Here is a 23,617-nt window from a genome sequence, read left to right as displayed (position 1 = left end):
CGAACAATAACGATGAACTCTCCGTTTCTGGTGACTCCCCAATGGCTTGCGCAACATATCAACGATGAAAATCTGGTGGTGATCGACGTTCGGATGTCGCCGGTGGGGCTAACGCCGAAAAAGGACATGCTTGCCGAGTTCGAACGCGGCCATATCCCCGGCGCGGTCTATTTTGATATCGACGACGTGGCGGACAAAAACACCGCGCTGCCGCACATGCTGCCGACGGCGGCGGAGTTTGGCGCGGCGGTGGGCAAGCTGGGCATCAGCGAGCGCGATACCCTGGTGATTTACGACGAGGGTAACCAGTTCTCCGCGCCGCGCGGCTGGTGGACCTTCCGCAATTTCGGCGCCCAGCATGTTTACGTACTGGACGAAGGGCTGAACGGCTGGACCGCGCAAGGCCAAGCGCTGGCAACCGGCCCGGCGCAGCCTGCCCCGCAGACGTTCAACGCCCGGTTCAACGCCGACGCGGTGGTGGATATGCGGCAAGTGGAACAGGCGCTAGGCACGCCGGTGCAAATTCTCGACGCGCGCGCCGCGCCGCGTTTTCATGCCGAAGCGCCGGAGCCGCGTCCCGGCCTGCACCGCGGCCACATTCCGGGCAGCATCAATATTCCGTACGGCGAGCTGCTGGAGAACGGCCGTTTCAAATCGCTGGAGGCACTGCGCCAAACCTTCAGCGACAAGGGGGTGGACATCAACGGCCCGATCATCACCAGCTGCGGCTCCGGCGTGACGGCGGCGGTGCTGGCGTTTGGCTTGTTGTCGCTCGGCGCGCCGCAGGTCAAGCTGTATGACGGTGCCTGGAGCGAATGGGGCCAGCTGAGCGGCAAGCAGCCAATCGCCCAAGATTAGGTTTCGATCCGCTCGACCACGATCTGCGCCAGCCGCTGCACGGCGGCCGAAGGCTGATCCTCGGCGCGGTGCAGCACCACGCCGAGTTGGCCAAGAGCGGGCAGCAGATCGGGGGCCAGCGGTGACAGGCCGGGCGGTAAGCCCGCCGCCGTGCGCACCGTGACGCCCAACCCGGCGCTCACCGCCGCCCAAACGCCATTCAGGCTGCGGCTGGTAAAGGCGATGCGCCAGGGAATACCGGCGCGATCCAGCGCCTGCGTCGCCGCGCTGCGCATCAGACAGGGCGCGTCGAACATCACCAACGGCAAGGGCTCATCCCCTTCTCGCCACGGCGCCAGCGCGAAGCCGGGCGAGGCGATCCAGTGCAGCTGCCGCTGCCCCAGCGCCTGATGAAACGGCGTGCTCAAACCGCCATCCCACGCCAGCGACAGGTCCAGCTGGCCTTTCAGCACCCAGTCGATCAGCTCGGCATTGCGGGCGATGCGCGCCTCGATGCGCACCTTCGGATTGGCGCGCGCGAAGCTGCCCAACACCTGCGGCAGAAACGTCTCGCCGAAATCCTCCTGCAACCCCAGCCGCACCGTGCCCTGCAGATCCAACCCGCGCACCGCGGCGGCGGCTTCGTCATTGAGCTCCAGCAGACGGCGCGCGTAGCCGAGCAGGGTTTCCCCCGCCTCGGTCATCACCATGCCGCGCCCGGCCTTGCGCAGGATCGGCGCGCCGACCTGCTGTTCCAGCTTTTTCAGGTGGGCGCTGACCGCCGACGTCGAACGCCCCAGCCGTTCAGCCGCCTTGGCGAAGCTGCCCAGCTCGACGCCGGTGACGAAGCTGCGCAAATCCTCGAGATCGAACGTTATTCGCCCCATGCTGACCATCCTGATTTTCTGAACCATCAATCAAAATAATACCGATTTTACTGATAAAGATGGCGTGTCACGCTCTCCCGGTCAATGTCTTTCAGGAGAATCCTTATGCTCGCGATGCAATACCGTTTCACCCTGCCCGCCGATTACGACATGGCGATCGTCCGCCGCCGCATCGCCGATGTCGGCCATCGGCTCGACGCCTGCCCGCAGCTGATCGTCAAAGCGTATCTGTACGCACAGCGCAGCGAAGGCAGCGCCACTGCGAGGCGTGCATGCCACCAACCGGTTGTCAGACAAGCGCCATCTGATGGAGAAAAAAGATGACTGCAGCTGTCAGCATTGGATAAATGTGCCTGAAAAATGGTTTTTAGGTTAAAAAACACATCGAAACTGGCATTTTCATACATTATGTATCGTTAGTTCACGCCAGCCGCGGATAGGTCACGCTACGTTTCATGGTTAGAAACCCCAAAAAGTCGATTGACCTTCTTAATCATCAAGAATGCTATGCTGACCTAATTTATAAGTTTTACTACACTTTCTGAGTCGACCTGTAATGCTCAGGTTGTGCCATCTCTGACAAGGTCTATATAAGGTGATAACAATAGTTATTTATCTTAAATTCAGTTCCTCTATTAAAGGCAGGAGGTACTATGGAAAACGAAAATTCAGTTTTAACACAACGCATTCTCTTTTCTTATAAAAATGAGAATGGCACCGAAATTAGTTGCCAGTCAGATATTGTTGCAACAAAAGAACAAGCACTAGACTATTTCTTCAAGGCTTTTGAAGGTGCCGATGTTTCAATTATAGATGTATCTAATGACAAACAATGGCAACAGCACTCACATGAACATTAATTAATTGGAGGTATTATGATTTCTCAAAACGTCTGGGCACCGCCAGGTGCCTTTGGACCCTGGGTTAATCTTGAAAGTCATATTGGTGATATAGCATACACTGTTTACTTTGAGTCTATCTCTCAACTTGAAGGTCCCTTTGTGGCATTTATTTGGTATGCGCCAAACGGCCCTAAAACAGTGACGGTTATTGGCCCTGCATCGTTTCAAATTGCCTGTCGAGGCGCTGGGCAAGATAAAATCAAATTTAAGAGCATTAGCGGGACGGGACAAGGTGTTCACGTTTATACTAATTTAGCTTGATATCATAAAGCAACCTTATTATAAATAAGGTTGCTATTCTATACCTTATTGGTCGTAAGCACTGAGTATGTCGATAGCGAGTTCTTTGTTGGTGACAGACTGATAATATCCGTTGCCAACATCTATTTTAGAATGAATTCTTACAGGAGATGTTACTGGTGTTTCGTTAAAATAAACGGAAACATCCTTACCCTCGTTGCTGTTTATCAAATTGTTTAACTTTTTCTTACACTGGTCATTGTCACTCAAATTTATAATCACACCGGTTTGATTAGTCTTTTTATTATCTTGTAACTTTGCTGTGGCGACACATTTATGACTTAGGGTAAAACTATCCTGCCCAACTACATACTTTAGCTGATCTTTTTCTTTGTAACTTGAGCAGCCTAATAATAACAATGCAGGTACGCTTAACAATAAGGACTTCGTCTTAAATCTTTTCATATCAACTCCTTTTGTGGGGGCTTAGCGTTAGAATAAGCTACAATCTTATTGTAGTACGTTAATAAGTTCGATGCATCTCAATGTTCTCCTTATAACCTACATAAATCAACATACGGTCATCTGACATATTTTATAAATGTTCTTACATTCCCACCTCCGCACTGAGCCAGAAATTATCAAAATTCTATAAAGAATTATCTGCTGGTGCTGGCCACCCCCTGCCTTTAATGATTAAAAAGCGAGCTGCCGTCTACCCTGTGCATGTTGATTCAGGTACTGGCGACGTTTGGCCGCGCGTCAATCACTGGCTGACGCATTTCGATCGCCCTCATTTGGCCGAGGCCGCCTGGGCGACCTGTCAGGAGCAGGTTATCGCCCCCTACAGCGATCTGCCTGCGCTGCGGCGCCAACAGCAGGTGGCGCCCGGTGCGCTAGCCTCCATCGTGGCGTTCGATCCCGCCGAGTGGCGGTTAGTGCGGCTGGATGTCTGGCGTGAACCCCCGCTGGCAGGGCCGCAAAACGGCCAACTGTTCCGCGTCGGCCATCTGTCCGCCCCCTTTGACCACACTGCGCCGCGGGTTGACAGTCAAACTTGATATTGATAATCATTATCAACATTAAACATTCACTTGCGGCTCGCGGGATGCGGGCCGCTCTCCGGGGTCAACCGCCATGCCGTCATCACCAATCACACCTTACGCCACCACCTGCTGCATCGTGGGGGGCGGCCCCGCCGGGCTGATGCTCGGCTATCTGCTGGCGCGGGCGGGGATCGACGTGACGGTGCTGGAGAAGCACGCCGATTTCCTGCGCGATTTTCGCGGTGACACCATTCACCCATCGACGCTGGAAGTCATGCATCAATTGGGCCTGCTCGACGAACTGCTGACGCTGCCGCATCAGCGCGCGGAATCTCTGCACGCCGAAGTCGCCGGACGCGACATCAAGCTGGCGGATTTCACCCGCCTGCCGACGCGCTGCAAATTTATCGCCTTTATGCCGCAGTGGGAGTTCCTCAACTTTTTGGCCCAGCAGGCCGCCGCCTTCCCCAACTTCAGGCTGCTGACCTCAACGCAGGTTCACCAGCTGCTGTACGACCGCGGCCAGGTGTGCGGCGTGCTGGCCGACACGCCGGAAGGCCCGATCCGCGTGCGCAGCCAGTTGGTGGTCGGCACCGACGGCCGCAACTCGGTGGTGCGCGAACAGGCGGCGCTCAGCAGCCGATCCTTCGGCGCGCCGCGCGACGTAGTGTGGATGAAGCTCAGCAAGCAGCCGGGCGATCCGGCCTGGTCGATGGGCCACACCGGGCCGAAACAGAACTTCATCATGATCGATCGCGGCGACTACTGGCAGTGCGGTTATTCGATCGACAAAGGCAGCTTCGATGCGATCCGCCACAGCGGGCTGGAGAAATTTTTACTGCACCTCGCCGAGGTGGCGCCATTCCAGGACGATCGCCTGCAGGAGATCGTCGAGTGGGATCAGGTCAAACTGCTGAGCATTCGCATCGATCGTCTGGATCGCTGGGCCAAACCGGGGGTGCTGTGCATCGGCGACGCCGCGCACGCCATGTCGCCGATCGGCGGTGTGGGCGTCAACCTGGCGATTCAGGACGCGGTGGCCGCCGCCAACGCCCTGATCCCGCCGCTGCGCCAGCATCGGCTGCAGCTGAAGCATCTGCTGAGCGTGCAGCGCCGGCGCGAATTCCCCACTCGCGCCATCCAGTTTTTGCAGATCAAAATGAGCCAGCGCAAGCCGGGCGAACGCCGCGCGGCGGGCGGCTCGCGCTTGATCGCCCGCGTCGGCAACAGCCGCTGGCTGCCGCGCCTGTTCGGCCGCATCATCGGCCTGGGTTTTCGCCGTGAAACACCGCGGCATCTGTCCAACGAAACCTGCCCGCCGGAATAGCATTGGTGATTTTTTCATCGCGCCGTATAATGGTTAAATCGAACGATTTAATTAACTGGAGCGATTAAATGTACGCACTCACCGCGAACGAGGCCAAAACCCAATTCGGCGATTTGCTGCTCAAGGCGCAGCGTGAACCGGTGCAAATCAATCGCAACGGCAAACCGGTCGCCGTCGTCATGTCTGTAGAAGATTACCAGGCGCTGGAAGATCTCAAATTAAGCGCACTGCAGCAAAAAATCGCGCAGGCTACCGCCGAGGAAGACGCCGGTAAAGCGGTAGACGGCGATGCCTTCTTCAACCGTCTGCTCACCGATGAAACAGACTGAGATGCCCGCGTTTCGCCTCACCCCGCAGGCCCAACAAGATCTGCTGGCTATTCGTCATTTCACCATCGAGCACTGGGGCCAAGCGCAATCTCGCCGCTATCTTGAGCAGTTGAGAGAGGTCATGCATCATTTGGCAGATATGCCGGAAGCGGGTAAAGCTCACTTCCACGATCTGGGCGAAGAGATACGCAGTTTTCCTTACGCCAGCCATAGGATCTACTACCGCAACCGCCCTGCCGGCATCACCGTTCTCGCCATTCTGCATCAGGCGATGGTGCCTCACCGGCATCTGGAACAACGGCTGTAATTTTTCTTACTCAAAGGGGCACTGATGTTCACCGTTCGTCAGGCATTGCTGGAAGATTTAACGCAAGTGCGCGATATCGGCATCCGCACCTACCGCGCCCACTTCGGTGAGCTGTGGCACTACCCGCACGAGCTGGAGGCCTTTTTGGCCGAGGATTTTTCCGTCTCCGCGCTGGAACAGACGCTGCGCGATCCCGACGTGTGCTGGCTGTTGGCCTATGAGAATGACGCCCTCGTCGGCTATGCGCGGGTGAACTTCGACAGCCTGCTGGCACCAACCGAGCACATCGGCGCAGAGCTGCAGAAAATCTATTTCCTGCCGGGCCATGCCGGCAATGGCTATGGCCAGCGCCTGTTCGAACAGGTGCAACAGCGGGCCATCGAGCGCCGGCAAAAGACGCTGTGGCTGGAGGTGCTGCAACGCAACACCGGCGCCCAACGCTTTTATCAGCGCCAGGGATTGAACATTTGTGGCGAGACCTGCTACACCAGCGCCCAGGGCTCGATAGGCATCTGGTATATGAGCAAGGCGCTGTAACCGCGCCCCGCTCCGCCGTCGTTTAGCGCGGCTCCCGCTGCAGCATCAGGAACAGCAAGGCAAACGCATTGGGCGCCAGGTAGATCAGCGCCCCCAGCTGCACCGCCAGCGGATCCTTCTTGGCCTGCCAGGCCATAAACCAGTCGCCGGCGACCACCATAAAGCCGACGCCCCACACCGCAATTGCGCAAAGCGCCCCCAGCATCGCCCAGGCTTTGCCCTTGGCGAAGGCGGCGTAAGGGCCTTTCAATCGCCCGATCATCAGCACCACGCCCGCGGCCGCGAATAGGCCGGCCAGCGTTTCCAGCGTGGTGATGACCGCCAACCCCAACATGCAGGCCCAGTCGGCGCGGATCGCGCGCCACATCAGCCCCGGCGTTTGATAAGTATCCTGCATGGCAAGCAGCGGCCCCACCGCATTGCGCGCGGTGCCGGCGAAATCCGCCGTATTGTTCAACAGGCTGAACAGCCCCCACAGAGCCGGAAACAGAGACAGGACGATGCAACCGAGGCGTGACACAGTGATTTCGTTCATGGTTATCCTTAATGAATAAACGGGTGGCTCCCGTCCTCATGACGGGACCGCTATTGAGATCCTGATAGTTTGACATGCACAATGTAAGAACTAATCTTACAATGACGCAGCATAGCCGAAAGTGAGGAGGAACAATGGGCAGAACACTAACGGTAGATCTGGGTGACGAACTGCGTAGCTTCGTCGAAGACCTGGTGGCCAGCGGCGATTACCGAACGCCCAGCGAAGTCATCCGCGAATCCGTGCGCACTTTGCGCGAACGTACCGCCGCCTCAAAACTGGAAGAGCTTAGGCGCTTGATCGCCGAAGGAGAGAACAGCGGCGAAGCCGTCGAATGGGATCGTGATGTGTTCATGGAAAGAATACGGAGCAAAGCAAAAGGATGCGCAGGAGAGTAACCGTTCGTCCAAAAGCGTTGGACGATATGGAAGAGATCTATTTTTACGGGTTGGCGCACTTTGGCTTGCAGGTGGCCGAAGATTATCTGCGCCGCCTGCATCAGGCTTTCGATAACCTTAGCCACCACCAACTCGGCAGAAACATCGATGCAATCGGCCCCGGCCTATGGGTATTGCCCGTCGCCAACCACCTGATTTATTTTCGACAGCACAGGCGGGAGGTGAATATCATCAGAGTGCTGCATCATTCCCGCGATCCGCTCAGCCAATCCTTTTTCAGCTGACCCAACGTTAAATCGCCACCAGCGCGCGGACGCCGTCCTGTTCCATAGCGCTGCCGGCGCCGCGCTGCACGATGCTGCCGCGCGACATCACCAGATAGCTATCCGCCAGGTCAGCGGCGAAGTCATAGAACTGCTCCACCAGCAGGATCGCCATATCGCCCCGCGCCGCCAGCTGTTTGATCACCGCGCCGATCTCCTTGATCACCGAAGGTTGGATCCCTTCCGTCGGTTCGTCGAGGATCAACAGCTGCGGCCGGCAGGCCAGCGCCCGGCCAATCGCCAGCTGCTGTTGCTGCCCGCCGGAGAGATCGCCGCCGCGCCGATCCTTCATCTGCCGCAGCACCGGAAACAGTTCATAGATCGGATCCGGCACCGCGCGCGCGTCGGCGCCGGAAAAACGCGCCAGCCCCATCAGCAGATTTTCCTCCACCGTCAGGCGCGGAAAAATCTCCCGCCCCTGCGGCACATAGGCGATACCCGCCTGCACCCGCTGATGCGGCTTTTTACCGGTGATGGTTTCGCCCCGCCAACGGACGCTGCCGCTGCGCGCCGGGATCAGCCCCATCAGGCATTTCAGCAGCGTGGTCTTGCCCACGCCATTGCGCCCCAGCAGGCAGGTCACCTCGCCGATGCGCGCCTCGAACGACAGGCCGCGCAAAATGTGGCTGCCGCCGTAATACTGATTCAATTCCTCTACCTGCAGCATGATTACGCCTCCTCAGCGCCCCAGATATACCTCAATCACCCGTTCATCGGCCTGCACCTGCGCCAGCGATCCTTCCGCCAGCACCTGTCCCTGATGCAGCACCGTCACGCGATCGGCAATGGTTTCCACAAACCCCATGTCGTGCTCCACCACCATCAGCGAATGCTTGCCCGCCAGCTCGCGGAACAGTTCGGCGGTGTAGTCGGTTTCAGCGTCGGTCATGCCGGCCGCCGGCTCGTCGAGCAGCAGTAGGTGCGGCTCCTGCACCAGCAGCATGCCGATCTCGAGAAACTGTTTCTGCCCGTGGGACAGCAGCCCGGCGGGCCGGTGGCGCTCATGCCCCAGCCGCAGGGTCTTCAGCATCTCGTCGATGCGGTCGCGCTGTTCGCTGCTTAGGCGGGCGCGCAGGCAGGCCCACACCGACTTACGGGTTTTCTGCGCGATCTCCAGATTTTCGAACACCGTCAGCGCCTCGAACACCGTCGGTTTTTGAAACTTGCGGCCGATGCCGGCGTGGGCGATCTGCATCGGCGCCAGCCGGGTCAGATCGACGGTCTGATCGTAAAACACCCTGCCGCTGTCCGGCCGGGTTTTGCCGGTGATCACATCCATCAGCGTGGTCTTGCCGGCGCCGTTGGGGCCGATCACGCAGCGCAGTTCGCCGACGCCAATGCGCAACGACAGATCGGTCAGCGCGCGAAAACCGTCGAAGCTGACGTTGACGTTGTCGAGCTGCAGCACCGGATCGGTTTGCTGCCGGTATTTGTCCGCCGGCAGCGGATGAGTAAACAGTTCGTCGGTCACTTGCATCGCCTTCATGAGGATTTCCTCCGCCGCAGCAGGCCAATCACTCCTTTCGGGAGAAACAGCGTGACGACGATAAACATCAGGCCGAGAAAAAACTGCCAGTATTCGGGAATGGCCATGGTGAACCAGCTCTTGGCGCCGTTGACGATGCCGGCGCCGAGCAGCGGCCCCACCAGGGTGCCGCGCCCGCCGAGGGCGACCCAAATGGCGGCCTCGATCGAGTTGGTCGGCGACATTTCGCCGGGGTTGATGATGCCGACCTGCGGCACATAGAGCGCGCCGGCCAGCCCGCACAGCACCGCCGACAGCGTCCAGACGAACAGCTTGAAGCCCTTCGGATCGTAGCCGCAGAAGGTCAGGCGGTTTTCCGCATCGCGCACCGCGGTCAGCACCCGGCCGAACTTGCTGCGCGCCAGCGCAAAGCCGATGGCCAGGCTGGCGGCCAGCAGCAGCACCGTCGCCAGGAACAGCGCCACCCGCGTGCCGGCGGCGGTGATGGGAAAGCCGAGCAGCGTGGTGAAACCGGTAAAGCCGTTATTGCCGCCGAAACCGGTCTCGTTGCGAAAGAACAGCAGCATGCCGGCATAGGTCAGCGCCTGGGTCATGATCGAGAAGTACACCCCTTTGATTTTCGAGCGAAAGGCGAAGTAGCCGAACAGGAAAGCCAACAGGCCCGGCACCAGCACGATCAGGCACAGCGCCCAGGCGAAATGCTGGGTGCCGCTCCAGAACCACGGCAGCTCGTTCCAGGAGAGGAACGCCATAAACGCCGGCAGCCCGTCGCCCGCCGCCTGCCGCATCAGGTACATGCCCATGGCGTAGCCGCCGAGCGCGAAGAACAGCCCGTGGCCGAGCGACAGCAGCCCGGCATAGCCCCACACCAGATCGAGCGCCACCGCCACCACCGCGTAGCACAGGATCTTGCCCGCCAGCGTCAGGGTATAGGTGGACACCGCCAGCGGATGATCCGCCGGCAACAACGTCATGAACGGCATGACCAGCAGCGCCAGCAACGCCAGCCCGCCGATGCTCAACGCCAGCCGGGGCGCTTTCTGCACGCCGGTTACGGTCAATGGTTGGCTCATCAGTCAATCACCCTGCCCTTGAGGGCGAACAGCCCCTGCGGACGCTTTTGAATAAACAGAACGATCAGCACCAGGATCAGGATCTTGCCCAACACGGCGCCGATCTGCGGCTCGAGGATCTTGTTGACGATGCCGAGGCCGAAGGCCGCCGCCACCGTCCCCGCCAGCTGGCCGACGCCGCCGAGCACCACCACCAGGAACGAGTCGATAATGTAACCTTGCCCCAGCTCCGGCCCGACGTTGCCCAACTGCGACAGCGCCACCCCGCCAAGCCCGGCGATGCCGGATCCCAACCCGAAGGCCAGCATGTCCACCCGCCCGGTGGGCACGCCGCAGCAGGCCGCCATCGCGCGGTTTTGCGTCACCGCGCGCACGTTCATGCCGAGCCGAGTCTTGTTCAGCAGCAGCCAGGTCAACGCCAGCACCAGCAGCACGAACGCGATCACCGCGATGCGGTTCCACGGCAACACCAGGTTCGGCAACAGCTGCACGCCGCCCGACAGCCACGCCGGGTTGGCAACCTCGACGTTCTGCGCGCCGAACAGCACCCGCACCAGCTGGATCAGCACCAGGCTGATGCCCCAGGTGGCCAGCAGGGTTTCCAGCGGCCGGCCGTACAGGTGGCGGATCACCGTGCGCTCAAGCGCCATGCCGATCCCGGCGGTGATGGCGAACGCCACCGGCAGCGCCGCCAGCGGATAGAGCGCCAGCCACTGCGGCGCAAACTGCTGAAACAGCCCCTGAACCAGATAGGCGGAATAGGCACCGAGCATCAGCATTTCGCCGTGCGCCATATTGATGACGCCGAGCAGGCCGTAGGTGATCGCCAGGCCGAGCGCTGCCAACAGCAGGATCGAGCCGAGCGACAGGCCGCTGAACGCCTGGCCGAGCAGATCGCCGATCATCAGGCGGTGCTGCACGCGCTGCAGGCTGCGCTGCGCCTCGGCGCGCACCGCGGCGTCCGGCTCATTGGCCGCGTCGGTCAACGCCTGCAGCCGCGCGCGGGTTTCCGGCTCGCCCGATTCCCCCAGCAGCCGCACCGCATTGAAGCGCACCTGCGGGCTGGCGTCGGCCAATTGCAGGTTCGCCAGCGCAATGCTCAGCGCGTCGCGTACCTGCGGGTCTTTCTCCTGCGCCAGCCGCCGGGTCAACAGCGGCAACTGCTCGCCCTGCGCCTCGCGCTGCAGCGCGGTCGCCGCCTGCAGCCGCACCGCCGCGTCCGCGCTGACCAACCGCTGCGCCGACAACGCGTTGGCAATCAGAATGCGCAGCCGGTTGTTCAGCCACACTTTCTTCGGCTCGCCAACCGGGGCCGCCTCACCTTCAAGCGGCAGATAGCGGTCGCCCTGGCGGATAAAGGCGCGTTTCGCCCCGTCGATCGCCACGGTTTCCTGCTGCAGCCCCTGCAGCAGCGGCAGGCGAGCGGCGTCCGGCTCGGCCGCCCACGCCTGCAGCAGTTTGGCCTGCTGCGCGCGATTGGCCGCCGCGAACTCATCGGCCGGCCCGGCCTGCGCCAGCAGGGGCCAGGCGCACAACAGCCACAGCCCGGCGCGCAGAGAGGATAAAAACGGAGATTGCATCAGCTGCCTCTTCTGTTGGGCCGGCGCGCGTCGAGCCGCGCCGGCGCTGAGTGACGTTACTTGCCGCCTTTCACCGGGTAATCCGGCTTTTTGTCGTTGCCGGCGATATACGGACTCCACGGCTGCGCGCGCACCGGTGCCTCGGTCTGCCACACCACGTTGAACTGGCCGTTGCCCTCGATCTCGCCGATCATCACCGGCTTGTGCAGGTGGTGATTGGTCTTGTCCATGGTCAGCGTGAAGCCCGACGGCGCGGCGAAGGTTTGCCCGGCCATCGCCGCGCGCACCTTATCGACGTCGGTGGTGCCGGCCTTTTCCACCGCCTGCGCCCACATGTGGAGGCCGACGTAGGTGGCCTCCATCGGATCGTTGGTGACCGCAGTGGCGTAATTCGGCAGATTGTGCGCCTTGGCGTAGGCTTTCCACTGGCTGACAAACTGTTTGTTGGTCGGGTTATCCAGCGATTCGAAGTAGTTCCAGGCCGCCAGGTTGCCCACCAGCGGTTTGGTGTCGATGCCGCGCAGCTCTTCCTCGCCGACCGAGAAGGCGATCACCGGCACGTCGGTGGCCTTGACGCCCTGGTTGGCGAGTTCTTTGTAGAACGGCACGTTGGAATCGCCGTTGATGGTGGAGATCACCGCGGTGTTGCCGCCGGCGGCGAATTTCTTGATGTTGGCGACGATGGTCTGGTAATCGCTGTAGCCGAACGGCGTATAGACCTCTTCGATATCCTTGTCCTGCACGCCTTTGCTGTGCAGGAAGGCGCGCAGGATCTTGTTGGTGGTGCGCGGATAGACGTAATCGGTGCCCAACAGGAAGAAGCGCTTGGCGCCGCCACCGTCCTCGCTCAGCAGGTATTCCACCGCAGGGATCGCCTGCTGGTTCGGCGCCGCGCCGGTGTAGAACACGTTCGGCGACATCTCTTCGCCTTCGTATTGCACCGGATAGAACAGCAGCCCGTTCAGCTCCTCAAACACCGGCAGCACCGACTTGCGCGACACCGAAGTCCAGCAGCCGAACACCGCCGCCACCTTGTCCTGGCTCAGCAGCTGGCGCGCCTTTTCGGCGAACAGCGGCCAGTTGGAGGCCGGATCCACCACCACCGGCTCCAGCTTTTTGCCGAGCACCCCACCTTTGGCGTTGATCTCGTCGATGGTCATCAGCGCCACATCCTTCAGCGGCGTCTCGGAAATCGCCATGGTGCCAGAGAGCGAACTCAGAATACCGACCTTGATGGTGTCGGCGGCCTGCGCGCTCCAGGCCAGGCCCAGGCCGACAGCGGCGGCGGACAGCGCAAAAGCTTTGATAAAACGACGACGTTGCATAGTTCAAACTCCTGATGTGTGTGAAATCAAAATCGTTACGCCGAGCGCGCGGGCGGCTGAGCCCGCGCCTGGTGCAACATGTGCAGCGTTATTTTTCGCACTTCTGCCTTGCTGACGGCGATATGCTCGCCGAGCAGCGTTTGCGCCTCCTCGCTTTGCCGCCGCAGGATCGCCTGCAAAATGGCGGCGTGCTCGCGGTAGGTGGCGTCCACCCGCGCCTGCTGGGTGAAATCCAGCCGGCGAATGATGCGGATCTTTTCGGTCAGTTCGCGGTGAATGCGCGCCATTTCGCCGTTGCCCGCCGCGGCCACCAACGCCTGATGAAACTGCTCATCGTGCTGCGACACCGCCTTGCCGTCAGCCAGGCGCGGCGCTTCGGTCCAAAAACGGCTCAGCGCCGCCAGCGCGTCCGGCGTTTCCCCGGCCGGGCGTTCGCACAGCCGTTTCACCGCCTCTTGCTCCAGCACGATGCGCAGGTCGTACAGCTCTTCGAAGTAGGCGAAATCGAACGGCCGCACCTGCCAACCGCTGCGAAACAACACCTCGACATAGCCTTCGCGCTCCAGCCGAAACAGCGCCTGACGCACCGGCGTGCGGCTGGCCGCCATGCGCTGCGCCACGTCGCTTTCGCTGAAGCGATCGCCCGGCAGCAGGCGAAACTCGAAGATGTCGGCCTTGAGCTGCAGATAAATGCGCTCCGCCAACCCTTCCGGGCGCGCCTTGTGCTCTCCGTTGGTGATTTGCATCATCGCCCCTCCGTTCAGACCGCTTTTTCCAGCCACAGCAGGGCGTCGCCCGGCCCGACCGGCCGCCCCTGCCGGCAGCTGATGCGTTTAACGATCCCGGCGCGCGGCGCGGTGACCGCCAGCTCCATTTTCATCGCCTCGACCACGATCAGCGGCTGCCCGGCCGCCACCGCCTGCCCCGGTTCCACCAGGATCTTCCACACGCTGCCGTTCAGATCGGCGCTGACCAAATCGCCGTCGATGGCGTCTTCTTCCTCCGGCGGCAACAGCTGCGCCTCGGCCTCGTCGTCATCGCTGCGCCAGCGCGCCACTTCGGCGCTGAACGCCTGCTGCTGGCGATGCTGGAAGTCGGCGATCGCCTCGGCGTTGTCGGCCAGGAAACGGGTGTAGGCGGCGAAGTCGAACTCGCTCTCTTCGATGCGCACCTGCATGCGCCCTTCACGGAACGCTTCGCGCTGCTCGTCCAGCTCTTGCTCGCTGACCGGGTAGAAGCGCACCTGATCGAAGAAGCGCAGCAGCCAGGGCTCACCGGCAGTGAACTGCGGGTTTTTGAGAAACTTGTTCCAGATCGGCAGCGTGCGCCCCACCAGCTGGTAACCGCCCGGCGAATCCATGCCGTAGATGCACATGTACATGCCGCCGATGCCGACCGTCCCTTCGGCGGTGTGGGTGCGCGCCGGGTTGTATTTGGAGCTCAGCAGGCGATGGCGCGGATCGAGCGGCACCGCGCAGGGCGCGCCGAGGTAGACGTCGCCCAGCCCGAGGATCAGGTAGCTGGCGTCGAACAGAATGTCGCGCACCTGCTCGCGTCGGCTCAGGCCATTGATGCGCTGAATAAAATCGACGTTGTTCGGCAGCCAGGGCGCCGAGGCGCGCACCGTCTGTTGATAGCGATCCACTGCCCCCAGCGTGGCCGAATCCTCAAACGCCATTGGCAGCCACACGGTGCGCGTCGGCACCTTCAGGCGGCTGACGTCCCCCAGCGCCCGTTCGCGCGCCAGCAGGCGCTGCAGCAGGTCGGCCTGGCTAATCTGCCGGCTGTCGTAGCGGATCTGCAGCGAACGCACGCCCGGCGCCAGCTCCGCCACGCCCGGTATCGCCACCTCACGCAGCGACTGCATCAGCAGATGAATGCGCAGCCGCAGCGCCAGATCGAGCACGTTGTCGCCGTACTCCATCAGGATGTAGCCGTCCCCCGCCTGGCGATACGCCACCGCCGGGCGCCCTTCCGCCGCCGGCAGCGCCGCCAGCACCGCGGCGGAAACGGTCTCCGCCGGGGCCAGATCCGGCGGCGGCAGGGTGATGGCCTTCACCGCCGCCAGCGCTTCGATGCTGCCGAGCTGCGCCTGCTCCAGCGACTGCGCCTGCCGGAAGCCGATCGGATGGAAACGGATGCGGTCGCCCGGCTTCACCTGCCCCACTTTCCACAGTTCGGCCTTGGCGATGGTCACCGGGCAGACGAAGCCGCCAAGGCTCGGCCCGTCGCGGGTTAGGATCACCGGGAAGTCGCCGGTGAAGTTGATGGCGCCGATGGCGTACTCGCAATCGTGCACGTTGGAAGGATGCAAACCGGCCTCGCCGCCGTCCTCCCGCGCCCACTCGGGCTTCGGCCCCGCCAGGCGCACCCCGAGGCGGTTGGAGTTGTAATGCACCTGCCAGTCGGTGGCGAAAAAGGCCTCTATCGATTCAGCGGTGAAAAAGTCCGGCGCGCCGTGCGGCCCGTACAGCACGCCGATGTGCCACTGGTCGCCGTAGTGCGGGATCAGGCTGTCGTCCATCGCCTGCGGCGCGGCGATCGGTGCCGGCGTAGTGCTGGCCGCCAGCGCCGGTTGGGCGATCGCCAACATGTCCGCCACCCGCAAGGTGCGCCCGGCGTGGCCGCCGAACTGGCCCAGCGCGAAGGTGGAGCGGCTGCCGAGATACACCGGCACGTCAAAGCCGTTACGTACCGCCAGATAGGTGCGGCAGCCTTGCGTGGCGCGCCCCAGCGTCAATACCTGCCCGGCCCGCACCGCGATCGGCCGCCAATACGCAACCGCTTCACCGTTCAGATCGGCCGGGCAGCTCGCGCCCGTCAGCGCGATGGTGGCGTCGCAGTGAAAGCGCAGCGTCGGCCCCTGCAGGGTAAACTCCAACCCGGCGGCCGCCGGGTGGTTGCCGACGATGCGGTTGGCCAGCCGAAACGCGAAGTCGTCCATCGGGCCGGACGGCGGCACGCCGATGTCCCAATAGCCGAGGCGGCCGGGATAATCCTGCACGCTGCTGTAGGTGCCGGGTTGCAGCACTTCGAGGCAGTGCGGCTGGAAACGCACATCGTCCAGCAGGCGCGTCCAGACGTCGCCGCGCTGAAATTGCGGCGTGGCGATCACCTGCCGCAGATAATCGAGGTTGGTGGCGATGCCGTGCAAACGGGTCGCCGCCAGCGCCACGCGCAATTTTTCCAGCGCCTGCGCCCGATCGGCGCCGTGCACGATCAGCTTGGCGATCATCGGGTCGTAAAACGCCGACACTTCGCTGCCGGTCGCCACCCAACCGTCGAGGCGCACGTCGTCAGGGAAATGCACCTCGGTCAGCACGCCGGGGCTGGGCTGGAAGTTTTTCAGCGGATCTTCGGCGTAGAGGCGCACTTCGATCGCCGCGCCCTGCGGCGCGCGTTGCAACGCCGCCCAATCCAGCGCGTCGCCCGCCGCCACCTGCAGCATGCATGCGATCAGATCCAGGCCGGTGACCATTTCTGTAACCGGGTGCTCGACCTGTAAGCGGGTGTTCACTTCCAGGAAATAAAACTCGTCGCGCGCGGCGTCATAGATAAATTCTACGGTGCCGGCGCTGCGGTAATTCACCGACTCGCCCAGCGCCACCGCCGCCCGGTGCAGCGCCTGGCGGGTCGCCGCCGGCAGATGCGGCGCCGGGGTTTCCTCCACCACCTTTTGGTTGCGCCGCTGCAGCGAACAGTCGCGCTCGCCGAGCGCCGCCACCCGCCCCTGGCCGTCGCCGAAAATCTGCACCTCGACGTGGCGCGCCCGATCGACGAAGCGTTCGATAAAGGCGCCGGCGTCGCGGAAGAACTGCTCTCCCAGCCGTTTGACGCTGTCGTACGCGTCGCGCAGCGCCGCCTCGTCGTCACAGCGCGTCAGACCGATGCCGCCACCGCCGGCGGTGCTTTTCAGCATCACCGGGTAGCCGATGCGCGCAGCGGCGGCGACCGCCTGCTCAACGCTCTCCAGCAAGCCGGTGCCCGGCGTCATCGGCACCCCGGCCAACGCCGCCAGCTCGCGCGCCCGGTGCTTGAGGCCGAACTCGCGCATCTGCGCCGCCGTCGGGCCGATAAAGGCGATGCCCGCCGCCTCGCAGGCGTCGGCAAACTCGGCGCTCTCGGACAAAAAGCCGTAGCCGGGGTAGATCGCCTGCGCGCCGGTGGCCGCGGCCGCCGCGAGGATCTTGTCGATGCGCAGGTAGCTGTCGGCGGCCTTGTCGCCGCCAAGCGCCACCGCCCTGTCGGCCTCGGCGACGTGCGGCGCATTGCGGTCGGCGTCGGAATAGACCGCCACGCTGGTTACGCCCAGGCGTTTCAGGGTGCGAATGGCGCGGCAGGCGATTTCGCCGCGGTTAGCGATCAGTACGGTAGTAAACATGTTCATGCCCCCTTAACGCTGGCGAGATAGTCGCGCCAGCCGCCAAACTCAGTGATATCCGTCGCGTCTTCCAGCGCCCAGGCTTCGCAGATAAACCCCTTCACCCGCCGGCCGTCCGCCAGCAGCAGCGTGCCGATGCCCAATGGCGCCGGAATTTCCGCCACAAACTCGCCGAAACGGGCCAGCGGGATGTCCCACAGCTCAACGCGGATCGCCGCCCCCTGCGCCGCGCGCGCCAGCCCCGGCTTCGGCGGCTCGGTATCGGCCAGCGCATACAGGCGATAGCAGGGGGCGGTAGCGGTTTGCTCCACCTGCACCGCGTCGCGCTGTGTCAGCTGGACGTTGAGCGGCATGCCGCTAAGGTGAGCGCCCACTACCGCCAGACGCACGTGCCCTGTGGACGGCGCAGGCACAGGCTGCGGCGGCAATGCCCGGCCGATAGCGCCGAGCGGCAAGGCGCTTTGCCGTTGCCAGCGCAGGCCAAACGCCGCCAACGCCCGGTCATGCCAGGCGGGCGCAATCAGGGTGATGCCCGCCGGTAGACCGTCTTCGCGCTGCGGCCCCGGCAGCGCCAGCGCGCTCAGATCGGCCAGGTTGGTGAAATTGGTGTAAGTGCCGAATTGCGAATTGAACAGCACCGGCTCCTGCGCCATCTCCGCCAGGGTGCGAATAGTGGGCGCGGTCGGCACCACCAGCGCGTCGAACGGCGCCAGCCGCTGGGCGATTTGCCGCGCCAGCTCGGCGCGCAGGTATTCCGCCTTGTAGGCGTCGCAGGCGCTGTAGCCGAGGCCGTTGCCGACGATGCCGCGCACCACCGGATCGATGGCCTGCGGGCTCGCTTCCAGCACCTGCTCAATGGCTACCGTGCGCTCCGCCACCCAGGGGCCGTAATACAGCTGTTCCGCCAGAGTGCGAAACGGCGCGAAATCGAGGGGTTCCAGCGTCGCGCCGCCCGCCTGCAGCTGCGCCAGCGCACGGTGAAACGCCCGCTCGGCCTGAACGTCGCCGAAAAACTCCAGCTGGGCGGGAACGGCGAAACGCGGTGCGGCGGGGATATCCGCCGGCGCGGTATGCGGATCGGCACGGGAATACGGGTCTGCCGCGTCAAAGCCGCTCGCCAACTCCGTCACCTGCGCGGCGTCGGCCACGGTCAGCGCGAAGACCGACACCGTATCGTTCAACCGACAGGCCGGCACCACGCCGCGGTTGGACAACCGCCCCTTGGTCGGCTTCAGCCCGACGATGTTGTTGAACCCGGCGGGCACGCGCCCCGAACCGGCGGTGTCGGTGCCGAGCGCGAACGGCACCAGGCCGCGTGCCACCACCGAGGCGGAGCCGGAGCTGGAACCGCCGCTGACGTAGCGGCTGTCGAAGCTGTTGACCACCGCGCCATACGGTGAGCGAGTGCCTACCAACCCGGTAGCGAACTGGTCGAGGTTGGTTTTACCGAGGGCGATCGCCCCGGCGGCGCGCAGGCGGGCGACCACGGTGGCGTCCGCCGCGGCCTGATAGGTGAACGCCGGGCAGGCGGCGCTGGTCGGCCAGCCGCCGACGTCGATATTGTCTTTGATGGCGAAGGGCACGCCGAACAGCGGCAGGCGGGTGAGATCGCCGGCGACTGCTTCCAGCCTTTGCGCCAGCTGTTGATACTGCTGCTCGCGCTGCGCCGGCGTGGCGAGATACAGCCAGGCGTTATCGTCTGGGCTCAGCCCGGCGACCAACGTTTCGATCGTCGCACTGACGCAGGCAAGGCGCTCGCCCGCCGGGCGGGTTTGGTAATGGTGTTGCCATTCACTGAGGGTAAAACCGCACGCTACAACAGATTCGCTCATCGGCTGAATTCCATCTGGTACACAAGATGGGATTCAACAGAGCAACCGGCGTGCCAATTTTTAATCTCATGATTTCAATGAATTATAATTAAAACTTATGACGGCGGCGGCAAACGGGCTGCACCAGCGGCGCGCAGCGGGAGAACAAAAAGAGTGCAATGGCGGGATGACGCAGAGGAAAAACCGGGGCGACGACACTCGCCGCCCCGCAGGCCGATGGGGATAGGTCAACCGCCAGCCGCAAGCTCAGTACCTACCATGTGGTGAGCGCTACCCTTCTCCAGGTATTGGCCGCCGTGCAAATATAAAAGAACGTGGAGTCTGCCGACCATTGGCCTATTTTACCGGGCGCAACGGCCGAAGCGGGGACAGCAACTCTGACACCTACAGGATCTCCGTTCACGTTCGCTGAATCATAAATATTCAACACTTTTATGTGGCCGGAGGAGAATTGGTTATTCGGCCCACCAATAGGATAAGCGCCGTTACCGGCCGGATAGATGCCATTATCCGCAACCGTTAACTGCTTGGTGTACAACCCGCTCCATTTAAATGAGGGTTGTCCTAAGGCGGTCGCGATATCCTTCTGCGGCGAAAAATCCGCCGGGGAGATGGATACGCCGCTGCTGGTCGTATTGTTATTAGCGCCAAGCGTAAACTTAGGTGAAAAACTAATTAAAGAAGCCCCGTCCTGAGCCAACCTGACGCCCGGTTCAAACCCCTGAAGGTTATTGCCTGGAGAAATGCCGCCAAAGTAATGGTAGCTGGTACTCCCTCCTTTGGCGGCATAGAACAGGTTATCGGAGCCGTCCTTGATACCATGGAAAATGGCCGGATAAGCGCCATGGCTGGCCCTGTCCGCCAAGGACCACGGAAGTTGCCTAGGAGCCATATCGGCGATTGCCGCGTTGGCGAATCTTGTCGTATTGCTCAGCATGTTATCAAACACAAATGCCGCCGCGATGCCGTTTACCGGTTCTGCAGCCACATTGTAAGTGGTATTACCTACGTTATAGAAACCGCCCCGACATTCAAAGGTGCTTCCATCACTCTGAAGAATGGTTTCACCTTCGCAAGTAAACTGCCCCAGGATGTTATCGGTGTTGGTTCGGGTGAGTTTGATCGCCGTAGCGCCGACGCCGCCGAACAGGTGGATATAGCAGAAACCGTTGTACCACGTTACGCTGTTGGCGTTTCCTCTCAACTCCAGCCCCACGCCGGCATCCGTATTTGTGCCACCATCGCCCGGATTGCCGGAGACCTTGATCTGACATTGAATTTCATGGAACCCCACGCCGTGGAAGGAGCTATCCCCGCCATTGCTTTCCATCAAGATGTTCGACAAGCCACGGTGGAACCGGCAAGAGTGAAAACTGACGAACTCGGTAAACGCACCGGCATAGCCGTTCAACAGATGTAAGTTCACAAAAAACTTCATAATCAGCAATCTTTCATGCCGCATGAAACAGGAACCATTGATCCGATAGCCGGTGCCCGTATATAACGCGCCCTTGGCCGGCGTAATCGTCACATCGCTGATATATCTGTTGGTATGGATCCCGGAACCGCCTTTCGACTCAAAACACGCATGATCATTAGACGTCGGCTTAAAGAAGAATTTCGTACTAATCCAATTTTCACCCTCTATCGCAATGCCTTTATCTCCGGTGTAGTTTTCTCCCCCTAAATTTAAGGTATCTGTAATGTAATAGTTGCCGGCAGGAACATAGAGCTTCTTGCAGCCTTGGCTAATCGCATAAGCGATAGCCTGTTTAAACGCCTGCGTATCATCCGTACCAACGCCAGCTGTATCATTCCAATCGCCCTTCGCGCCGAACATCTGAGGGGTAATGTGGGGCACGCCTTCATTCGGGAAGGAATACTGAATGAGTTGATTGCCCGTTACCCCTACAAGCGTAGAGATAATCGGTTTAAAAGCGCAATCCCAGACGTTCTTGCCAATGAGAGTCGTTTCGTCAAATGCCCCGCCTAACTCCAGCGCCCGAGCGGGAGAAGCAAGTTTAATCACATTTCCTTCAATAATGGCGTTTTTCCCATTCAAGAAACGGATATAACCAAACCCAGAGTCCGTGACCCGATTGCCGGAAAACACCGTACGGTCGCCGTACAGCTTGATCCATACCTGGCTGCTGGTCCATCCGGAGTTGGTTATCTTGTTGCCGGTCATCACGCAGCTATTGGTGAACAGGGCAACCTTGCAATTATTGATAATATTGCCTGAGAGGGTCGCCTCCGTTGCGGCAATGCCATTGAAGGCCGAGGAATTGGAGGTGCCGCAGAAATTTAAAAAATTATCTGCGATAACGGACTCAGCGACAGAAATATCGTTATTGCCGTGATAGTCGATGCCATTCTCAACGGTATCTTCAACGTGATTCCCGATAATTCGTGAATTATTCGTAGGGATTTTGGTGGGGTTATTCACTAAGGAATAGTCGATCTGAATGCCGAACCTTTCGATCGTTTTGATGTAGTTATTAGAGATATTAATGTCACTGATTCCACCCAGCGAGATGCCATAGCTGGTATTAACAATATGGTTATTGGCAACGGTCAGGTTAGTGAATGAATGAGGCGTGCCGGTCACTTCATTATTCAATGTCACCCCGCCCCCTCTTTGCGTATGCCCGGCCCCAGCGGGTTTAGCGGGTTTATGTCCATCATGAATATGATTGTTCACAATCAAGATGTCATAAGCATCTCGGTTCACGCCCGTTTTCAGCAAGATCCCGTCACCCTGGTGATTCGTCAGTTCGTTATTCTGGATTGTAATATGGCGTCCGCCACGAACGGCGATAGGTTCTTCACCCAGATCTTTAAGTAAATTGTTCTCAAGGGTAACTGACGTACAGTCAGAAAGGCCCAAAGCATCGGTATGCATGCTGATGGCGCAATTTCTCACGGTGAAGTGTTCACAACGGGTGAAAGCCATGCCGGTACACGCGCGAGTGGCATACCACCAAATAGGATCTGCATCTTTCTGAGTCACCTTTCTCGTGATCCTCAGATCTTCCACGATGAAATTCGACTGTTCCACGGTATTAAAAATATTGATTTGAGGCGTATCGTCATCCAGGTGAATTTCACCACCGCCATAAATATGGCAGTTGCTAGGGATCTGCAGAGGCTGCCAAGCCGAACCCAACGTCAACCGATAGACATTCGCCATTCTGACCTGGCGTTTTTTCATCGAGCTAGCGGCGTCAATCGCCACTTTAGCGAACATGGCGCTGACGGCATCTCTATCGTCAGCCAGGCCATCGCCTACGGCGCCGAACTGTTCAGGGGTATATTCAGCGAATTCGCCGCCATCATTGACCTGAGCGGCGGCATTTTTTGTGTTGAACTGTGGATCTTCTTTTGACATTTGAGCCATTGAATTACTCCTCTGGATTTTACGTTTCAATCGACATTGAACGAACCCTAGAAAAGTAACCGGACGGGCGGCACGCCCTCCATCGATGACGGGTGGCTGAGGGCCAGTACAACAACGGCGAGCGGGAGAGCGGCAATAAAAAAGGCGCAACCTTGCGATTGCGCCTGATGTTCGGTGAACGCTGCGCGTTACTCGCCGCGAACGCGCTGCGCCAGCCCTTTGAGGAAGTAGCGCAGCATCTGATCGCCGCACGGGCGGTAGTTCTTGGTGCCCTCTTTGCGGAACAGCGCACTCAGCTCCGGCTTGGAGATGCGGAAGTCCACCGCTGTGAAGATCTGGTGCATGTCGGTGTCTTTCAGCTCGAACGCCACGCGCAGCTTTTTCAGCACCAGGTTATTGGTGATCGGCAGTTCAACCGCCGGCGCCGGGAACTTGTCGTCCTTGCCGCGCTTGAAGAACACCAGGCCGTTGAGGAAGTGCGCCATCACTTCGTCAGGGCACTTCTCGTAGCCCGGCTCGCCTTCTTTGATCACGTAAGCGTCCATCGCCGACACCGCCACCTCGAAATCGTCCAGTTTGATAATCTCGACCATTTTGGCGTTGTTAATGCTCAGCATATAGCGCACGCTGCGCAGCACGTCGTTGTTCATCATGGGATTGCATTGCCTTTACTTGTCTAACGGGGACGTGCGCATTGTAAAAAAATGCCCCATACCCAAAATAATTGGAGTTGCATCGCGGCGGCAAATTTGTAAGCCCCCCGGAGCATAGTTAACTATGTGACCGGGGCGCGCAAATGCAGCCAACAAAGAGGCAGCTCCAAGTATGACGGGTATGGCCGCACACCTTGAATGTGCGGCAGTATAGGGATCGGC

The 23,617-nt window shown here is 60.7% G+C and carries 22 protein-coding genes and 2 pseudogenes; 11 read left to right on the top strand and 13 right to left on the bottom strand.

Features of this window, described 5'->3' with window-relative positions; all coding sequences use genetic code 11:
• The first annotated feature begins 12 nt into the window (after positions 1-12).
• The gene (gene sseA / locus GUC32_RS06705; protein WP_151429122.1) at positions 13-858 is read left to right on the top strand and encodes a 3-mercaptopyruvate sulfurtransferase; all 846 of its coding nucleotides are present in this window, start codon (positions 13-15) and stop codon (positions 856-858) included.
• On the opposite strand, the gene GUC32_RS06700 is transcribed toward sseA, so the two are convergent.
• On the bottom strand, positions 855-1,724 hold the full coding sequence (locus GUC32_RS06700) for a LysR substrate-binding domain-containing protein (protein WP_025302028.1): 870 nt from the start codon (positions 1,722-1,724) through the stop codon (positions 855-857). The genes sseA and GUC32_RS06700 overlap by 4 nt on opposite strands.
• 105 nt (positions 1,725-1,829) lie before the next feature.
• On the opposite strand from GUC32_RS06700, the pseudogene GUC32_RS06695 reads away from it, so the two are divergent.
• From GUC32_RS06695 to GUC32_RS06685, 3 genes and pseudogenes are all read left to right on the top strand, one after another.
• Positions 1,830-1,979, top strand: a pseudogene (locus tag GUC32_RS06695) (DUF4865 family protein); the annotation flags it as partial.
• A 398-nt stretch (positions 1,980-2,377) separates the two neighbouring features.
• Positions 2,378-2,584: a hypothetical protein gene (locus GUC32_RS06690; RefSeq protein WP_072269808.1), complete on the top strand. Its 207-nt coding sequence runs from the start codon at positions 2,378-2,380 to the stop codon at positions 2,582-2,584.
• A gap of 15 nt (positions 2,585-2,599) precedes the next feature.
• On the top strand, positions 2,600-2,887 hold the full coding sequence (locus GUC32_RS06685; protein ID WP_072269807.1) for a colicin Z C-terminal domain-related protein: 288 nt from the start codon (positions 2,600-2,602) through the stop codon (positions 2,885-2,887).
• Between the two features lie 45 nt (positions 2,888-2,932).
• Here the strand turns inward: GUC32_RS06685 and GUC32_RS06680 are convergent, their stop codons facing one another.
• On the bottom strand, positions 2,933-3,331 hold the full coding sequence (locus GUC32_RS06680; RefSeq protein WP_049203899.1) for a hypothetical protein: 399 nt from the start codon (positions 3,329-3,331) through the stop codon (positions 2,933-2,935).
• Between the two features lie 287 nt (positions 3,332-3,618).
• Between GUC32_RS06680 and GUC32_RS06675 the strand changes: the two are divergent.
• The 5 genes and pseudogenes from GUC32_RS06675 to GUC32_RS06655 form a co-directional block, all read left to right on the top strand.
• Positions 3,619-3,927 (top strand): annotated as a pseudogene (locus tag GUC32_RS06675) (DUF4865 family protein); the annotation flags it as partial.
• Between the two features lie 76 nt (positions 3,928-4,003).
• Entirely contained in the window at positions 4,004-5,239 is a 1,236-nt protein-coding gene (locus GUC32_RS06670) for an FAD-dependent oxidoreductase (protein WP_369435629.1), read from the top strand.
• 68 nt (positions 5,240-5,307) lie between these two features.
• On the top strand, positions 5,308-5,568 hold the full coding sequence (locus tag GUC32_RS06665; protein WP_016928576.1) for a type II toxin-antitoxin system Phd/YefM family antitoxin: 261 nt from the start codon (positions 5,308-5,310) through the stop codon (positions 5,566-5,568).
• Position 5,569: 1 nt separating this feature from the next.
• Positions 5,570-5,875: a type II toxin-antitoxin system RelE/ParE family toxin gene (locus GUC32_RS06660; protein WP_028127915.1), complete on the top strand. Its 306-nt coding sequence runs from the start codon at positions 5,570-5,572 to the stop codon at positions 5,873-5,875.
• Positions 5,876-5,899: 24 nt separating this feature from the next.
• On the top strand, positions 5,900-6,412 hold the full coding sequence (locus GUC32_RS06655) for a GNAT family N-acetyltransferase (protein WP_151429119.1): 513 nt from the start codon (positions 5,900-5,902) through the stop codon (positions 6,410-6,412).
• 22 nt (positions 6,413-6,434) lie between these two features.
• Here the strand turns inward: GUC32_RS06655 and GUC32_RS06650 are convergent, their stop codons facing one another.
• Entirely contained in the window at positions 6,435-6,947 is a 513-nt protein-coding gene (locus GUC32_RS06650) for a DUF2165 family protein (protein ID WP_004939438.1), read from the bottom strand.
• A 134-nt stretch (positions 6,948-7,081) separates the two neighbouring features.
• Here GUC32_RS06650 and GUC32_RS06645 point away from each other — a divergent pair, with 134 nt between their 5' ends.
• Together GUC32_RS06645 and GUC32_RS06640 are read left to right on the top strand one after the other, a co-directional pair.
• The gene (locus tag GUC32_RS06645; protein WP_004939442.1) at positions 7,082-7,345 is read left to right on the top strand and encodes a type II toxin-antitoxin system ParD family antitoxin; all 264 of its coding nucleotides are present in this window, start codon (positions 7,082-7,084) and stop codon (positions 7,343-7,345) included.
• A complete protein-coding gene (locus GUC32_RS06640; protein WP_049295232.1) occupies positions 7,330-7,629 on the top strand; it encodes a type II toxin-antitoxin system RelE/ParE family toxin in 300 nt (99 codons plus the stop codon). The genes GUC32_RS06645 and GUC32_RS06640 overlap by 16 nt, the downstream gene beginning before the upstream one ends.
• 7 nt (positions 7,630-7,636) lie before the next feature.
• Here the strand turns inward: GUC32_RS06640 and urtE are convergent, their stop codons facing one another.
• The 10 genes from urtE to GUC32_RS06590 all read right to left on the bottom strand — a co-directional run bounded on the left by urtE (position 7,637) and on the right by GUC32_RS06590 (position 23,395).
• Entirely contained in the window at positions 7,637-8,335 is a 699-nt protein-coding gene (gene urtE / locus GUC32_RS06635) for an urea ABC transporter ATP-binding subunit UrtE (protein WP_046686646.1), read from the bottom strand.
• 12 nt (positions 8,336-8,347) lie between these two features.
• A complete protein-coding gene (urtD, locus tag GUC32_RS06630; protein ID WP_015377102.1) occupies positions 8,348-9,154 on the bottom strand; it encodes an urea ABC transporter ATP-binding protein UrtD in 807 nt (268 codons plus the stop codon).
• Positions 9,151-10,227: an urea ABC transporter permease subunit UrtC gene (urtC, locus tag GUC32_RS06625; RefSeq protein ID WP_025302022.1), complete on the bottom strand. Its 1,077-nt coding sequence runs from the start codon at positions 10,225-10,227 to the stop codon at positions 9,151-9,153. The genes urtD and urtC overlap by 4 nt, the downstream gene beginning before the upstream one ends.
• Positions 10,227-11,807, bottom strand: a complete 1,581-nt coding sequence (gene urtB / locus GUC32_RS06620) for an urea ABC transporter permease subunit UrtB (protein WP_319869005.1) — start codon at positions 11,805-11,807, stop codon at positions 10,227-10,229. Before urtB ends, urtC begins: the two co-directional genes overlap by 1 nt.
• A 56-nt stretch (positions 11,808-11,863) precedes the next feature.
• Positions 11,864-13,132, bottom strand: coding sequence for an urea ABC transporter substrate-binding protein (gene urtA, locus GUC32_RS06615; protein ID WP_025302020.1), 1,269 nt, complete (start codon positions 13,130-13,132; stop codon positions 11,864-11,866).
• 35 nt (positions 13,133-13,167) lie between these two features.
• Positions 13,168-13,878: a GntR family transcriptional regulator gene (locus GUC32_RS06610; RefSeq protein WP_265527268.1), complete on the bottom strand. Its 711-nt coding sequence runs from the start codon at positions 13,876-13,878 to the stop codon at positions 13,168-13,170.
• Positions 13,879-13,892: 14 nt separating this feature from the next.
• Positions 13,893-17,513, bottom strand: coding sequence for an urea carboxylase (gene uca, locus GUC32_RS06605; protein WP_369435628.1), 3,621 nt, complete (start codon positions 17,511-17,513; stop codon positions 13,893-13,895).
• A gap of 2 nt (positions 17,514-17,515) precedes the next feature.
• Positions 17,516-19,345 carry an allophanate hydrolase gene (gene atzF, locus GUC32_RS06600; protein WP_261439050.1) on the bottom strand — a complete coding sequence of 610 codons (1,830 nt, stop codon included), beginning with the start codon at positions 19,343-19,345 and terminating at the stop codon, positions 17,516-17,518.
• A gap of 253 nt (positions 19,346-19,598) precedes the next feature.
• Positions 19,599-22,742 carry a right-handed parallel beta-helix repeat-containing protein gene (locus tag GUC32_RS06595; RefSeq protein ID WP_261439051.1) on the bottom strand — a complete coding sequence of 1,048 codons (3,144 nt, stop codon included), beginning with the start codon at positions 22,740-22,742 and terminating at the stop codon, positions 19,599-19,601.
• Positions 22,743-22,930: 188 nt separating this feature from the next.
• Positions 22,931-23,395 carry a DUF1456 family protein gene (locus GUC32_RS06590; RefSeq protein ID WP_004939471.1) on the bottom strand — a complete coding sequence of 155 codons (465 nt, stop codon included), beginning with the start codon at positions 23,393-23,395 and terminating at the stop codon, positions 22,931-22,933.
• Positions 23,396-23,617: the final 222 nt, after the last annotated feature.

This window comes from Serratia sp. NGAS9 (assembly GCF_009905295.1).
GTDB classification, from domain to species: domain Bacteria; phylum Pseudomonadota; class Gammaproteobacteria; order Enterobacterales; family Enterobacteriaceae; genus Serratia; species Serratia bockelmannii.
This window is presented reverse-complemented; position numbering and strand designations above follow the sequence as displayed.

What these genes read in the sequence shown, in the direction of transcription:
- sseA (WP_151429122.1), top strand. Translation starts at nt 13, where the DNA reads ATGAACTCTCCGTTTCTGGTGACTCCCCAATGGCTTGCGCAACATATC.
- GUC32_RS06700 (WP_025302028.1), bottom strand. Translation starts at nt 1,724, where the DNA reads ATGGGGCGAATAACGTTCGATCTCGAGGATTTGCGCAGCTTCGTCACC.
- GUC32_RS06690 (WP_072269808.1), top strand. Translation starts at nt 2,378, where the DNA reads ATGGAAAACGAAAATTCAGTTTTAACACAACGCATTCTCTTTTCTTAT.
- GUC32_RS06685 (WP_072269807.1), top strand. Translation starts at nt 2,600, where the DNA reads ATGATTTCTCAAAACGTCTGGGCACCGCCAGGTGCCTTTGGACCCTGG.
- GUC32_RS06680 (WP_049203899.1), bottom strand. Translation starts at nt 3,331, where the DNA reads ATGAAAAGATTTAAGACGAAGTCCTTATTGTTAAGCGTACCTGCATTG.
- GUC32_RS06670 (WP_369435629.1), top strand. Translation starts at nt 4,004, where the DNA reads ATGCCGTCATCACCAATCACACCTTACGCCACCACCTGCTGCATCGTG.
- GUC32_RS06665 (WP_016928576.1), top strand. Translation starts at nt 5,308, where the DNA reads ATGTACGCACTCACCGCGAACGAGGCCAAAACCCAATTCGGCGATTTG.
- GUC32_RS06660 (WP_028127915.1), top strand. Translation starts at nt 5,570, where the DNA reads ATGCCCGCGTTTCGCCTCACCCCGCAGGCCCAACAAGATCTGCTGGCT.
- GUC32_RS06655 (WP_151429119.1), top strand. Translation starts at nt 5,900, where the DNA reads ATGTTCACCGTTCGTCAGGCATTGCTGGAAGATTTAACGCAAGTGCGC.
- GUC32_RS06650 (WP_004939438.1), bottom strand. Translation starts at nt 6,947, where the DNA reads ATGAACGAAATCACTGTGTCACGCCTCGGTTGCATCGTCCTGTCTCTG.
- GUC32_RS06645 (WP_004939442.1), top strand. Translation starts at nt 7,082, where the DNA reads ATGGGCAGAACACTAACGGTAGATCTGGGTGACGAACTGCGTAGCTTC.
- GUC32_RS06640 (WP_049295232.1), top strand. Translation starts at nt 7,330, where the DNA reads ATGCGCAGGAGAGTAACCGTTCGTCCAAAAGCGTTGGACGATATGGAA.
- urtE (WP_046686646.1), bottom strand. Translation starts at nt 8,335, where the DNA reads ATGCTGCAGGTAGAGGAATTGAATCAGTATTACGGCGGCAGCCACATT.
- urtD (WP_015377102.1), bottom strand. Translation starts at nt 9,154, where the DNA reads ATGAAGGCGATGCAAGTGACCGACGAACTGTTTACTCATCCGCTGCCG.
- urtC (WP_025302022.1), bottom strand. Translation starts at nt 10,227, where the DNA reads ATGAGCCAACCATTGACCGTAACCGGCGTGCAGAAAGCGCCCCGGCTG.
- urtB (WP_319869005.1), bottom strand. Translation starts at nt 11,807, where the DNA reads ATGCAATCTCCGTTTTTATCCTCTCTGCGCGCCGGGCTGTGGCTGTTG.
- urtA (WP_025302020.1), bottom strand. Translation starts at nt 13,132, where the DNA reads ATGCAACGTCGTCGTTTTATCAAAGCTTTTGCGCTGTCCGCCGCCGCT.
- GUC32_RS06610 (WP_265527268.1), bottom strand. Translation starts at nt 13,878, where the DNA reads ATGCAAATCACCAACGGAGAGCACAAGGCGCGCCCGGAAGGGTTGGCG.
- uca (WP_369435628.1), bottom strand. Translation starts at nt 17,513, where the DNA reads ATGTTTACTACCGTACTGATCGCTAACCGCGGCGAAATCGCCTGCCGC.
- atzF (WP_261439050.1), bottom strand. Translation starts at nt 19,345, where the DNA reads ATGAGCGAATCTGTTGTAGCGTGCGGTTTTACCCTCAGTGAATGGCAA.
- GUC32_RS06595 (WP_261439051.1), bottom strand. Translation starts at nt 22,742, where the DNA reads ATGGCTCAAATGTCAAAAGAAGATCCACAGTTCAACACAAAAAATGCC.
- GUC32_RS06590 (WP_004939471.1), bottom strand. Translation starts at nt 23,395, where the DNA reads ATGATGAACAACGACGTGCTGCGCAGCGTGCGCTATATGCTGAGCATT.